The organism is Mesorhizobium sp. M8A.F.Ca.ET.207.01.1.1, assembly GCF_004794715.1.
GTDB lineage: Bacteria > Pseudomonadota > Alphaproteobacteria > Rhizobiales > Rhizobiaceae > Mesorhizobium.
On the sequence record NZ_SRUS01000003.1, the window covers coordinates 645,811 to 658,463 of the forward strand.

At 63.8% G+C, this 12,653-nt stretch carries 11 protein-coding genes and 1 tRNA gene; 8 read left to right on the forward strand and 4 right to left on the reverse strand.

Going from position 1 to position 12,653, the window contains the following annotated elements; all coding sequences use genetic code 11:
* Positions 1-137: 137 nt before the first annotated feature.
* Complete coding sequence (aroA, locus tag EN850_RS11865) at positions 138-1,496, reverse strand: 3-phosphoshikimate 1-carboxyvinyltransferase (RefSeq protein ID WP_136091297.1); 1,359 nt, start codon at positions 1,494-1,496, stop codon at positions 138-140.
* 206 nt (positions 1,497-1,702) lie between these two features.
* Between aroA and EN850_RS11870 the strand changes: the two genes are divergently transcribed.
* A complete protein-coding gene (locus tag EN850_RS11870; RefSeq protein WP_127275813.1) occupies positions 1,703-2,095 on the forward strand; it encodes a TIGR02300 family protein in 393 nt (130 codons plus the stop codon).
* A gap of 172 nt (positions 2,096-2,267) precedes the next feature.
* Positions 2,268-2,343, forward strand: a tRNA-Ala gene (locus tag EN850_RS11875).
* Positions 2,344-2,765: 422 nt separating this feature from the next.
* Here the strand turns inward: EN850_RS11875 and dgoD are convergent.
* Together dgoD and EN850_RS11885 are read right to left on the reverse strand one after the other, a co-directional pair.
* Positions 2,766-3,914 carry a galactonate dehydratase gene (gene dgoD, locus EN850_RS11880; protein ID WP_135862384.1) on the reverse strand — a complete coding sequence of 383 codons (1,149 nt, stop codon included), beginning with the start codon at positions 3,912-3,914 and terminating at the stop codon, positions 2,766-2,768.
* Between the two features lie 8 nt (positions 3,915-3,922).
* Positions 3,923-4,612, reverse strand: coding sequence for a FadR/GntR family transcriptional regulator (locus EN850_RS11885; protein WP_246689185.1), 690 nt, complete (start codon positions 4,610-4,612; stop codon positions 3,923-3,925).
* 257 nt (positions 4,613-4,869) lie between these two features.
* Here EN850_RS11885 and EN850_RS11890 point away from each other — a divergent pair, with 257 nt between their 5' ends.
* The 6 genes from EN850_RS11890 to EN850_RS11915 all read left to right on the forward strand — a co-directional run bounded on the left by EN850_RS11890 (position 4,870) and on the right by EN850_RS11915 (position 11,853).
* Positions 4,870-5,859, forward strand: coding sequence for an arabinose ABC transporter substrate-binding protein (locus EN850_RS11890; RefSeq protein WP_127275810.1), 990 nt, complete (start codon positions 4,870-4,872; stop codon positions 5,857-5,859).
* Between the two features lie 71 nt (positions 5,860-5,930).
* Positions 5,931-7,442, forward strand: coding sequence for an L-arabinose ABC transporter ATP-binding protein AraG (araG, locus tag EN850_RS11895; protein ID WP_135883714.1), 1,512 nt, complete (start codon positions 5,931-5,933; stop codon positions 7,440-7,442).
* 9 nt (positions 7,443-7,451) lie between these two features.
* The gene (araH, locus tag EN850_RS11900; RefSeq protein WP_135921633.1) at positions 7,452-8,402 is read left to right on the forward strand and encodes an L-arabinose ABC transporter permease AraH; all 951 of its coding nucleotides are present in this window, start codon (positions 7,452-7,454) and stop codon (positions 8,400-8,402) included.
* Between the two features lie 24 nt (positions 8,403-8,426).
* Positions 8,427-9,206: an SDR family oxidoreductase gene (locus EN850_RS11905; RefSeq protein WP_135917321.1), complete on the forward strand. Its 780-nt coding sequence runs from the start codon at positions 8,427-8,429 to the stop codon at positions 9,204-9,206.
* A gap of 17 nt (positions 9,207-9,223) precedes the next feature.
* Positions 9,224-10,936, forward strand: coding sequence for an L-arabinonate dehydratase (gene araD, locus EN850_RS11910; RefSeq protein WP_136091299.1), 1,713 nt, complete (start codon positions 9,224-9,226; stop codon positions 10,934-10,936).
* A gap of 11 nt (positions 10,937-10,947) precedes the next feature.
* Positions 10,948-11,853: a dihydrodipicolinate synthase family protein gene (locus tag EN850_RS11915; RefSeq protein ID WP_136091300.1), complete on the forward strand. Its 906-nt coding sequence runs from the start codon at positions 10,948-10,950 to the stop codon at positions 11,851-11,853.
* Between the two features lie 14 nt (positions 11,854-11,867).
* Here the strand turns inward: EN850_RS11915 and EN850_RS11920 are convergent, their stop codons facing one another.
* Positions 11,868-12,614, reverse strand: coding sequence for an SDR family NAD(P)-dependent oxidoreductase (locus EN850_RS11920; RefSeq protein ID WP_127278175.1), 747 nt, complete (start codon positions 12,612-12,614; stop codon positions 11,868-11,870).
* Positions 12,615-12,653 lie beyond the last annotated feature (39 nt).

Sequence of the window (12,653 nt, forward strand, 5' to 3'; positions counted from 1 at the left end):
CACCGTTGCGGAGCGTTGAAGTCACGGCATGGATCCTGGGGTCTGCGCGGCGTCGCTCCGCTCCTTGCTTCGCGCCGGGATGACGAAGGGAGGGATGTCGGCATCCAATCTCCGAGGTTTGCAATTGCCATCGACAATCACCCGATCTCCGCGCCCAGCCCCTTCATCAATCCCATGAACTCCGGAAAACTCGTCGCGATCATCGCCTGGTCGTCGATGGTGACCGGCTTTTCCGTCGCCAACCCCATGACCAGGAAGCTCATGGCGATGCGGTGGTCGAGATGCGTCTGCACGGTCGTATCCAGGCCGTTGGGATGGCCTCCCAGGCCCTTGCCGCCGGGTTTGCCGCGCACGGCGAGCGAAGCCTCGCCCTCGGTGCAGTCGACGCCGTTGAGCTTGAGCCCGTTGGCCACCGCCGACAGCCGGTCGGATTCCTTCACCCGCAGTTCCTCCAGCCCCTGCATCAGCGTTTCGCCTTCGGCGAAGCTCGCGGCAACGGCGAGCACCGGATATTCGTCGATCATCGACGGCGCCCGCTCCGGCGGCACGGTGACGCCTTTCAGCTCGGAGTAACGCACGCGCAGGTCGGCGACATCCTCGCCGCCGGCATTGCGCCGGTTCAAAATGTCGATCTGGCCGCCCATTTCCTGCAGCGTCAGAAGCAGGCCGGTGCGGGTCGGGTTCATCAGCACGTTCTCGATCGTGATATCCGAGCCCGGCACGATCAGCGCCGCCACCAGCGGGAAACCGGCCGAGGAAGGGTCGCCCGGCACCGCGATGGTCTGGCCGGTGAGCTTGCCCTGGCCTTCGATAAAAATGTGGCGCACGCCGCGCTCGTCGGTCTCGACCGACAGATTGGCGCCAAAGCCTTTCAGCATCTTTTCGGTGTGGTCGCGCGTCATCACCGGCTCGATCACGGTGGTGATGCCCGGCGTGTTGAGGCCGGCCAGCAGCACCGCCGACTTCACCTGTGCCGAGGCCATCGGCACGCGGTAGGTGATCGGGGCTGCGTGCTTTGGGCCATGCAGCGTGATCGGCATGCGGTCGCCGGGCGTCGCCTTCAGCACCTGCACGCCCATCTGGCGCAGGGGTTCCAGCACGCGGCCCATCGGCCGGCCGGACAGCGAGGCATCGCCGATGAAGGTCGTTTCCATGTCGTAGGTGCCGACAAGCCCCATGGTCAGCCGCGAGCCGGTGCCGGCATTGCCGAAGTCGAGCGGGCCTTCCGGCTGCAGCAGCGCGCCGTTGCCGGTGCCGCGGATCACCCATTCTGCGCCGTGCTTCTCTATATGCGCGCCCATCGCCTTCATGGCCGCGCCGGTGCGCATCACGTCCTCGCCCTCGAGCAGGCCGGTGATGCGCGTTTCGCCGGAAGCAAGCCCCCCGAACATGAAGGAGCGGTGCGAGATCGATTTGTCGCCCGGCACACGGGCCGTGCCGGAAAGGGCGGATGATTTGCGGGCGGTGGCCGGCTTGGCAGCGGCGGCGTGTGACATGGAATTTCCCTGGACGGAATGCCGGCGGTCCGGCGCTTTTCATTTGTTGCGGCGGTCTCCTATCACGGCGGGGCGAAATGGTCATCCCCATGGTCGTCACTTGGCGCGAGGCCTTTGAATGCTTGGTTTTGTGACGCCGGCTTTTCGCTTTGACAGCGCTGCAAACTGTGGTTAAGGGGACCACTCTTTTATTGACGAGGCTTGCCGTGGCAAAAACCGAACTTGGCACAAAACGCATCGACCCTGAAACGGGCCGGAAATTCTACGACCTGAACAAAGACCCGATCGTCTCGCCCTATACCGGCAAGAGCTATCCGCGTTCCTATTTCGACGAAGGCAAGATCGCCGCCGTCGAGGAGGAGGAGGAAGTGGCCGAGAAGGAAGTGGACGCCGAGGACGAAGAGGGCGCCGAAGTCGTTTCGCTGGAAGAGGCCGATGACGAGGCCAAGGGCGGCGACGATCTTCCCGATCTCGGCGACGACGAGGATGATGTCGATCTCGGCGACGACGAGGATGACACCTTCCTTGCCGACGAAGAGGAAGAAGACGACGACGTTGCCGACATGATCGGCGTCGGCGACGACGACGACGAGGTCTGATAAGGTCTCGAACGTAAGCGTTTGCCGGCTTTCACGGCCTGTGAAGAAAAAGCCGCCGATGAAGGCTTGATATCTGGGAAAGGCGGGGTTAGAAGCCGCCTGCACTAACGGCGCGGTCTTCCAACCCTCGCCGATCTCTCGCCGGAAACGGCGCCGGCAGACTGCCGGGAGTGGGGCCATAGCTCAGTTGGGAGAGCGCTTGAATGGCATTCAAGAGGTCGTCGGTTCGATCCCGATTGGCTCCACCAAGTTCTCTAGAGTTTCAGCTTTTTTGTCAGCGCGCATGCTAACTGGTCCGTCTCCGTTTCAGCGGGGTGGGATAGGTCAATGCGGAACGGCAGTCTGATTACACTCGCTCTTGCTGGGTTGGCGCTGGCACTTACCGCATGCGACCCTCCGCCGGGCATCGTCAGGATGCGCCGCGATAGCGACAACAAACAGGCTCTATGCTTCATCGGGGCGGATAACTCTGGACGCAACTCGCTTGGGAACAACGCATCGATTTCCGTCGTTCGATGCGTTGCCGCTTGTGAGAAGCTGGGTTCGTTATCGAAAAGAGTTTCCCGTCTGATCTCATCGTGAACACGGACGGCGTTGGTGACGTGTCAGAAGACCGTTGCTCGATAATGCTGAGAAAAAAATGTGGTAGCTTGGCTGCTGACCTCGCTGCTCACCACTCGGCGAAGGAGCCGTCCTTGTGGCGCCAGATCGGGTTGCGCCAGCGGTGGCCTTCCTTGGCCCGCTCCTTGACATAGTCCTCGTCGATCTCGACGCCGAGCCCCGGGCCGTCGGGGATGGCGACATAGCCATCCTCGTAGCGGAAGACGTCCTTGTTGGCGGCGTAGTCGAGCAGGTCGTTGGCGGCGTTGTAGTGGATGCCCAGGCTCTGCTCCTGGATGAAACAGTTGTAGCTCACGGCATCGAGCTGCAGGCAGGCGGCGAGCGCGATCGGTCCGAGCGGGCAGTGCGGCGCCACCGCCACGTCATACGCCTCCGCCATAGCCGCGATCTTGCGGCACTCGGTGATGCCGCCGGCATGCGACAGATCGGGCTGGATGATGTCGACGACGCCTTCCTCGAACACGGATTTGAAGTCCCAGCGGCTGTAGAGCCGCTCGCCGAGCGCGATCGGCGTCGAGCCAAGGGCGGCGATCTCCTTCAGCGCCTCGCGGTTTTCGCTGAGCACCGGCTCCTCGATGAACATCAGGCGGTAGGGCTCCAATTCCTTGACGAGGATGCGGGCCATCGGCCGGTGGACGCGGCCATGGAAATCGACGGCGATGCCGATATTGGGCCCGACCGCCTCGCGCACCATGGCGACGCGTTCGATGGCGGCATCTATTCTGTCGTGGCTGTCGACGATCTGCAGTTCCTCCGTGCCGTTCATCTTGAGCGCCAGGAAGCCGCGGGCCACGACTTCCTTGGCGCCAGCCGCCACTTCCGCCGGCCGGTCGCCGCCGATCCAGGAATAGACCTTGATGGTGTCGCGCAGCCTGCCGCCGAGCAGTTCATGGACGGGCACGCCGAGCGCCTTGCCCTTGATGTCCCACAGCGCCTGGTCGATGCCTGCAATGGCGCTCATCAGGATCGGCCCGCCGCGGTAGAAGCCGCCGCGATGCATCACCGTCCAATGATCCTCGATCAGGCGAGGATCCTTGCCGATCAGATAATCGCCAAGCTCCTTGACCGCCGCTTCGACGGTCAACGCGCGGCCTTCGACCACCGGCTCGCCCCAGCCGGTGACGCCGGCATCTGTCTCGATCTTCAGGAACAGCCAGCGTGGCGGAACGATGTAGGTGGTGAGCGAGATGATTTTCATGCGCGGTCTCAGTTGTTCTTGAGTTTCTTGGCGCTGACGAGGTCGCGCGCCGCAAGGTCGAGAATCCGGTTGGCGGCACCACGCGCTGCCTCGGCGTCGCGCATGCGCAGCGCCTCCACCACTTCGCGGTGCGCCGCCACGGCTTTCATGCGGCGGTCGAGCGAGATGGTTGCCGTCGCTTCCAGCGAGAATTTCAGCCCGGTGTCGATCAGGTTGCCGATCTGGCGAAAGATCGGATTGTGGCTGGCGGCATAGACGATCTGGTGGAAAGCGATGTCGCTGCGCGAGAAGGCGGCGAGGTTCTCGCCGGCATCAGCCATGCCGCGCCACGCGGCTTCCAGATCGGCGATCTCCTGCAGTGTCGCGCGCGTGGCGGCCAACTCGGCGACCAGCGGCTCGATGGCCCGGCGTGTCTCCAGGATGGCATCGAACAGCTTGTCGTCAAGCGCATGCGGCGCGTGCCAGGCCAGCACTTGCGGGTCGATGATGTTCCAGTCGTCCTCGTTGCACACGATGGTGCCGACGCGCGGCCGCGATAGCACCAGCCCCTTGGCGGCCAGCACCTTCAGGGCTTCGCGGATGACGGTGCGGCTGACGCCATACTCGACGCCGAGTTCGTTTTCGGTGGGCAGGGAAGAGCCGGCCGGATAGCGCCCGGAAAAGATGTCGGAGGCGATCGCCTTCGTCACATCGGGCATGACGCGCGGGCGGCGCGTGGTCGTGTCGGCTGAAGCCTTCTTAGACGTTTCGGTCACCTCAGCCCTCCTCCAAGGCGGCGAACCCACTGGTTTCGCACAACCAGCCCGGCCTTACCGGATGCGGATGATTTGCGCCAGCGATCCCTGGTCAGAGCATGTATCTTAATTATCATACCAGATCAATTGACGAGTATGATAAAAACAATTAGAGACTCCTGCATCCGGGCTGAGCGCCCGGCCATCGCTGGGAGGTAATCATGCGACTTCTGAAGACCGCGCTCGTCGCGGGCGCGCTTGCCGTGCTGTCCGTCACGACCATCGCTGCATATGCTCAGGACACCAAGATCGGCTTCATCGTCAAACAGCCCGAGGAGCCGTGGTTCCAGGACGAATGGAAGTTCGCCGACCAGGCCGCCAAGGAAAAGGGTTTTACCCTCGTCAAGATCGGCGCCGAGGACGGTGAGAAGCTGATGTCGGCGATCGACAATCTCGGCGCGCAAGGCGCCCAGGGCTTCATCGTCTGCACGCCGGACGTGAAGCTCGGCCCCGGCATCGTCGCCAAGGCCACCGCCAACAATCTCAAGCTGATGACCGTCGACGACCGTCTGGTCGGCGCCGACGGCAAGGCGCTCGAAGACGTGCCGCATATGGGCATCTCGGCCACCAAGATCGGTGAGGCCGTCGGCCAGGCGATCGTCGATGAGATGAAGGCGCGCGGCTGGAAGGCCGACGAAGTCGGTGCGATCCGCGTTTCCTATGACCAGTTGCCGACCGCCGTCGACCGTGTCGAAGGCGCCATCTCGGTGCTGAAGGCCAACGGCTTCAAGGCCGAGAACATTTTCGACGCTCCCCAGGCCAAGACCGACACCGAAGCAGCCCTCAATGCCGCGACGGTGGTGCTCAACGCCCATGCCGACATCAAGAAGTGGGTCTCTTTCGGCCTCAACGACGAAGCGGTGCTCGGTGCAGTGCGCGCATCCGAAAGCGTCGGCATTGCTGCTGACGGCATGATCGGCGTCGGCATCGGCGGCGCGGATTCGGCGATCAACGAATTCAAGAAGCCGACCGCCACTGGCTTTGTCGGCACCGTGATCATCTCGCCGAAGCGCCATGGCTACGAGACGGCGCTCAACATGTATGACTGGGTCGCCAACAACAAGGAACCGGAGAAGCTGATCCTGACCTCCGGCGCGCTGGCCAAACGCGACGACTACCAGAAGGTCCGCCAGGGCCTCGGCATCGAATAATCCTCCCTGTACAAACAGGCGGCGGCTCATGCCGCCGCCTGTTTGCCGTGGCACAAGAAGGATCGACGCCCGTGTCCTTTCTCGACTTCTCGCACATCACCAAGACCTATCCGGGTGTCAAGGCGTTGTCGGACGTCTCGTTCGGCGTCGACAGGGGCGCCGTGCATGGCCTGATGGGCGAAAACGGCGCCGGCAAATCGACCCTGATCAAGATCCTGTCGGGCGACCAGCATGCGGACGAAGGCGAGATCCGCATCGACGGCAAGGTCCAGGCCTATGCCTCGACAAGGGATGCCTTCGACAATGGCGTCATCGTCATTCATCAGGAATTGCAGCTCGTGCCGGAACTCACCGTCGCCGAGAACCTCAGCCTCGGCCGCTTTCCCGCCAGCGCCGGCGTCATCGCGCGCGGCAAGATGCTGGAGGATGTCGGCGCCAAGCTGAAATCGGCCGGCATCGACATCGATATCAGCCGCAAGGTCAAGACGCTGTCGATCGGCGAGCGCCAGATGATCGAGATCGCCAAGGCAATCATGCTCGACGCGCGCGTCATCGCCCTGGACGAGCCGACCTCGTCGCTGTCGTCGCGCGAGAGCGAAATCCTGTTTGCCCTGATCGACCGCCTGCGCGGCGAGGGCAAGGTCATCATCTATGTCTCGCACCGGCTCGACGAGGTGTTCCGCCTCTGCGACAGCCTGACCGTGCTGCGCGACGGCAAGCTCGCGGCGCACCACACATCGCTGAAAGGCGTCACCCGCGACCAGGTCGTCGCCGAAATGGTCGGCCGCGAAATCTCCGACATCTGGGGGTTTCGGCCACGCAAGGCCGGCGACATCAGGCTAGAGGTCGAAGCCATCTCCGGAGCAAAACTGAAGACACCAGCCAGTTTCGAGGCAAGGGCCGGCGAGATCGTCGGCTTCTTCGGCCTCATCGGTGCAGGCCGCTCGGAACTGATGCGGCTGGTCTTCGGCGCCGACCCGCGCTCGGGCGGCACCATCACGGTGGATGGCAAGGCGATCCATGCCGCCGACCCGCATGGCGCGATCCGCGCCGGCATCGTGCTGTGTTCGGAAGACCGCAAGCATGACGGCATCATCCAGGGCCGCTCGATCGAGGAGAACATCAACATCTCGTCGCGGCGCCATCACGCGCGCTTCGGCATCCTGAACCGCGCCAGCGAGATCGCCACGGCCGAAACCTTCATCAAGAAGCTCAAGGTGCGCACGCCATCGCGCAAGCAGGACATCATCAATCTCTCCGGCGGCAACCAGCAGAAGGTCATCCTTGGCCGCTGGCTGTCGGAGCAGGGCGTACGCGTCCTCATCGTCGATGAGCCGACACGCGGCATCGACGTCGGCGCCAAGTCGGAAATCTACGAACTGCTCTACCAGCTTGCCGAGGATGGCATGGCGATCGTCGTCGTCTCGTCCGACCTGCCGGAGGTGATGGGCATTTGCGACCGTATCCTGGTGATGTGCGGCGGGCGCATCAATGCCGAGCTTGCACGCAACCAGTTCGCCGAGAAGGCGATCCTGGCCGCAGCACTTCCCGACACCAAAACCCCCGACGCCATCGCATCCTGAGGACCTGACATGACCGATCAGCTGAAGAAGATTGTGCTCGGCGAACAGGGCCTCGTCGTCATCTTCGTCGTTGCCTTCGCGCTGGTCTCGCTGCTGGTTCCCAATTTCCTCACCGATCGCAATATGCTTGGCCTGCTGCAGTCGGTGGTAACCGTCGGCATCGTTGCCTGCACCATGATGTTCTGTCTCGCGGCGCGCGACTTCGACCTGTCGGTTGGCTCCATCGTTGCCTTCGCCGGCATGGTCGCGGTGATGGCGTCGAACTACACAGGCTCGATCCTGCTCGGGCTGCTGGCGGCGATCGCCTGCGGTGCCTTTGTCGGCTTCATCAACGGTGTCGTCATCGCCAAATTCCGCATCAACGCGCTGATCACGACGCTGGCGACCATGCAGATCGTGCGCGGCCTTGCACTCATCGCATCCGACGGGCGCGCCGTCGGCATCAACAGCCCGGATTTCTATCAGCTCGCGCTGTCGAAATTCCTAGGCATACCGACGCCCGTCTGGGTGCTGGCGGTTCTGTTCGGCATTTTTGGCTTCGTGCTCAACCGCACCGTCTTCGGCAAGAACACGCTGGCCATTGGCGGCAATCCTGAAGCGTCACGGCTGGCCGGCGTCAATGTCGACCGCACGCGCATCTGGATTTTCGCCCTGCAAGGCGTCGTCTGCGGCATCGCCGGCATCCTGCTGGCGTCACGCATCACCTCCGGACAGCCCAACGCGGCGGTCGGGCTTGAACTCTCGGTCATCTCGGCCTGCGTGCTCGGCGGCGTGTCGCTTGCCGGCGGCCGCGCCACAATGTCGGGCGTCATCGTCGGCGTGCTGATCATGGGCATCGCCGAGAACGCCATGAACCTGCTCAACATCCCGGCCTTCTACCAATACATCGTGCGCGGCGTGATCCTGCTGCTCGCCGTGCTGCTCGACAATCTGCGTTCGTCGGCCTTGGGCAGGCGTTGACCATGTTCGACTGGAGTGACACTCATGGCTGAGCGCCTGTCCGGCAAACGCATCTTCCTGACAGGCGCCGCGCAAGGCATCGGGCTGGCCATCGCCGAGGCCTGTCTTGCCGAGGGTGCGAAATTGTTCCTCGTCGACCAGGACGGCACGTTGCTGGAGAAGACCGTCGCGGGTCTCGCGGCACCCAAGGGGCATGTCGGGCATGCGACAGCCGACATCAGCGACGGGGTCGCGATAAAAGCAGCCGTTGCCCGCGCGAACGCCGAGATAGGTCCGGTTAACGCATTGATCAACAATGCCGGGATGAACGTTTTCTCGACGCCGCTGGAGGCCACCGAAGAAGAGTGGACCCGCAATTTTGACGTCAACGTCAAGGGCGCCTGGAACTGCAGCAAGGCGGTGCTGCCGGGCATGCTGGCGAATGGCGGCGGGGCGATCCTCAACATCGCCTCGACCCACGGCTTCACCATCATCCCACACACTTTTCCCTATCCTGTCGCCAAGCACGCTCTGCTTGGGCTGACCAAATCGCTGGCGCTCGAATATGCCGGGCAGGGCGTGCGCGTGAACGCGCTGGCGCCGGGCTATGTCGAGACGCAGAAGGCCATCGACTACTGGAACAGTTTTCCTGATCCGGCGGCGGCGCGCGCCAACACCATGGCGCTGCATCCCGGCGGCCGCATTGCCTCGGCGCGCGAGATCGCCCTTGCCGCCGTGTTCATGATTTCCGACGAGTGCCCGTTCATGAACGCGGCGACCCTCGTCGTCGATGGCGGGCTGAGCCAGCTTCAGCATCCCGCCTGAGCACCGGGAGAAGGCCATTGACCAGGAGACGATCGCAGCATTGGTTCGGCGGCCAAGGCAAGGATGCCTTCATCCATCGCAGCTGGATGAAGAACAACGGCCTGCCCGACGATGCTTTCGATGGCCGCCCGGTGATCGGCATCTGCAATACCTTCTCCGAATTCACCCCGTGTCATGTGCATTTTCGCGGCCTGGTCGAGCACATCAAGGCCGGCGTGCTGGAGGCCGGCGGCCTGCCTCTGGAATTCCCCGTGTTCTCCTGCGGCGAATCCAATCTGCGGCCGACGGCGATGCTGTTCCGCAACCTCGCCTCGATGGATGTCGAGGAGGCGATCCGCGGCAATCCGATGGATGGCGTCGTGCTTATGGCCGGATGCGACAAGACCACGCCGTCGCTGGCCATGGGGGCCGCCTCCTGCGACCTGCCGTCGATCGTCATTTCCGGTGGGCCGATGCTCAATGGCCGCTTCCAGGGTCGTCAGATCGGCTCCGGCACCGATGTGTGGAAATTCTCCGAGGATGTGCGAGCCGGCATCATGAGCGAGCACGATTTCGCCAATGCCGAGAGCGCCATGTCGCGCTCGCCTGGGCACTGCATGACCATGGGCACGGCCTCGACCATGGCCTCGATGGTCGAAGCGCTCGGACTGGCGTTGCCGGGCAACGCCGCCTATCCCGCCGTCGACGCGCGACGCAACCGCATCGCCCGCATGACCGGGCGGCGTATCGTCGAGATGGTCAATGACGATCTGCGCCCCTCGGCCATTCTTACCAAGCAGGCTTTCGCCAACGCCATCCGCGTCAACGGCGCCATCGGCGGCTCGACCAATGCGGTCGTGCATCTGCTGGCGATTGCAGGCCGCGTCGGCACCGAACTCAGCCTCGATGACTGGGATGCCTTCGGTCGCGACGTGCCGACCATCCTCGACCTGATGCCATCAGGCCGTTTCCTGATGGAGGATTTCTGCTACGCCGGCGGCATTCCGGCGGTCATGAAAGAGATCGCCGACATGCTCGATCTCGACGCGCTGACGGTCACCGGCAAGAGCGTACGCGACAACATCGCCGACGCCCGGAATGACAATCCCGAGGTCATCCGTCCGCGCAACAGGGCGCTGACGCTGCATGGCGGTATCGCGGTGCTGCGTGGCAATCTGGCACCCGATGGCGCCATCATCAAACCGTCGGCCGCTTCACCATCCCTGATGAAGCATCGCGGCCGCGCCGTCGTCTTCGAGGACATAGACGACTACAAGGCGCGCATCGACGATCCCGCACTCGACATCGACGAGACCTCGATCATGGTGCTCAGGAATTGCGGCCCCAAGGGCTATCCGGGCATGGCCGAGGTCGGCAACATGGCGCTGCCGCAAAAGCTCCTGAAAAAGGGCGTCCGCGACATGATCCGCATTTCCGACGCCCGCATGTCCGGCACCGCCTTCGGCACGGTCGTGCTGCATGCCGCACCCGAAGCCGCCGTCGGTGGTCCGCTGGCGCTGGTCAGGAGCGGCGACATGATCGAACTCGATGTCGAGGCGCGGAAGCTGGATCTCGACGTGTCGGAACAGGAGCTGGCGCGGCGGCGCCAATCCTGGCAGCCGCCCGAGCCGGCGATGCGCGGCGGCTATCAGGGCCTCTATGTCGACCATGTCCTGCAGGCCGACCGTGGCGCCGATCTCGACTTTCTGGTCGGCAACCGTGGCCACGCCATTCCGCGCGAAAGCCATTGAGGGCGCGTGGGATGCCAAAATTCCAGCCCGATGATTTCCACGGCATTCACGCCATCCTCTACGCCCTGTTCGACGCCCAGGAAAAACTCGACCGCGCGGCGATGCGCAGGCAGGTCGAGATCTGCCTGGCGAGCGGCGTGCATGGGATGGCGGCGCTTGGCCTCGCGACAGAAGTCGCCAAGCTGACCGAGGCGGAGCGCCGCACGATCATGGAGTGGACGGCGCAGGACACCGCCGGCAAGGTACCGCTCGCCTTCACCATCTTCGGGTCTTCCGTTGCCGAGCAGATATCCCAGGTCCGGCATGCGGAAAGCCTCGGCGCAGATTGGGTCATCCTGCAGCCGCCGCCAGTTGGATCCTATGGAGCGCCCGAATACATCCGCTTTTTTGGCCGCGTCGCCGAGGCAACCGACCTGCCGGTGGCGATCCAGAACGCGCCGGCCTTTTTCGGCCGTGGCCTGACATCGGACGAGATTCGCGAGCTCGTCACGCTCCACCCCAACATCAGGCTGATCAAGGGCGAAGGCCCGGTCACCGACATTGCCGGCCTGATCGAGCGCACCGAAGGCCGCATCCCCGTCTTCAACGGGCGGGGCGGGCTGGAATTGACCGACAATTTCCGCATCGGTTGCCGTGGCATGATCCTGGCGCCTGATGGCATCGACCACGCCGTGCGCGCCTATCATGCGTTCCGCGCCGAAGACGAAGCAGCGGCCGAGGCGGCCTACGAAAGAATGTTGCCGGCGGCGGTCTTCGTCATGCAAGGCATCGAGAACCTGATCTGCTACGGCAAGCGGCTGTTCGGCGCCCGCGCCGGTATCCAGATTCACGACCGTGCGCCAGCGATGCGGCCAAACGAGACCGGGCTTGCGATGGTGCAGCGCTTCGCCGCCAGCCTTGGTCGGCTGCCCGCCTGAACAGCGTCTTTTCGTCAGTAGGTCGTTCGCCCACCCGACAGGTCGAAGGTGGAAGCGGTTGTAAAACTGTTTTCCTTGGAGACGAGCCAGGCGACCATGGCGGCGGCCTCGTCGACCTCCAGCAGGCGGCCGCGCGGGATGCGCGAGCGCATGTATTCGATGTGCTCGGCCGTCAGCTGTTCGAGGATGCGCGTCTGCGCAGTGGCCGGCGAGATGCAGTTGACGGCGATGTCGTACTGCGCCAGCTCCTTGCCGAGCGACTTGGTCATGCCGATGACGGCGGCCTTCGAGGCCGAATAGGCGGCGGCGTTGGGGTTGCCCTCCTTGCCTGCGACCGAGGCGATGTTGACGATGCGCCCGTAATTGCGCTCCTTCATCCCCGGCACCACGGCGCGGTTGACGTAGAAGGTGCCGTTGACGTTGACGTCGATGATTTTCTTCCACACATCGACGTCGTAGGTGTCGAGCGGGGCGGCGGGGCCGGCAATGCCCGCCGAATTGACGAGGATGGAGATCTTGTTCGCGATCTCCTCCGTCCTGGCACGCGCGGCGTCCACCGAACCCCAATCGGCTATGTCCACGACAAGCGTCGTGGCTGCCTTGCCGAGTTCCCGCTTGGCCGTATCGAGGCGCGCCTCGTCGAGGTCCCACAAGGTGACCGTCGCGCCCGAGGCGACAAAACGCTTTGCCATCGCGAAGCCGAGGCCTTGCGCGCCTCCGGTAACCACGGCGTGTTGGCCGTCAAGGTCTATCCTGTTCATGCCGAGCGGTTCTTTCCGTCTGAGATACTGGGGGGTACG

What these genes read in the sequence shown, in the direction of transcription:
- aroA (WP_136091297.1), bottom strand. Translation starts at nt 1,496, where the DNA reads ATGTCACACGCCGCCGCTGCCAAGCCGGCCACCGCCCGCAAATCATCC.
- EN850_RS11905 (WP_135917321.1), top strand. Translation starts at nt 8,427, where the DNA reads ATGGCTGAGCGCCTGTCCGGCAAACGCATCTTCCTGACAGGCGCCGCG.
- EN850_RS11885 (WP_246689185.1), bottom strand. Translation starts at nt 4,612, where the DNA reads ATGCCCGATGTGACGAAGGCGATCGCCTCCGACATCTTTTCCGGGCGC.
- dgoD (WP_135862384.1), bottom strand. Translation starts at nt 3,914, where the DNA reads ATGAAAATCATCTCGCTCACCACCTACATCGTTCCGCCACGCTGGCTG.
- EN850_RS11890 (WP_127275810.1), top strand. Translation starts at nt 4,870, where the DNA reads ATGCGACTTCTGAAGACCGCGCTCGTCGCGGGCGCGCTTGCCGTGCTG.
- EN850_RS11920 (WP_127278175.1), bottom strand. Translation starts at nt 12,614, where the DNA reads ATGAACAGGATAGACCTTGACGGCCAACACGCCGTGGTTACCGGAGGC.
- EN850_RS11915 (WP_136091300.1), top strand. Translation starts at nt 10,948, where the DNA reads ATGCCAAAATTCCAGCCCGATGATTTCCACGGCATTCACGCCATCCTC.
- araH (WP_135921633.1), top strand. Translation starts at nt 7,452, where the DNA reads ATGACCGATCAGCTGAAGAAGATTGTGCTCGGCGAACAGGGCCTCGTC.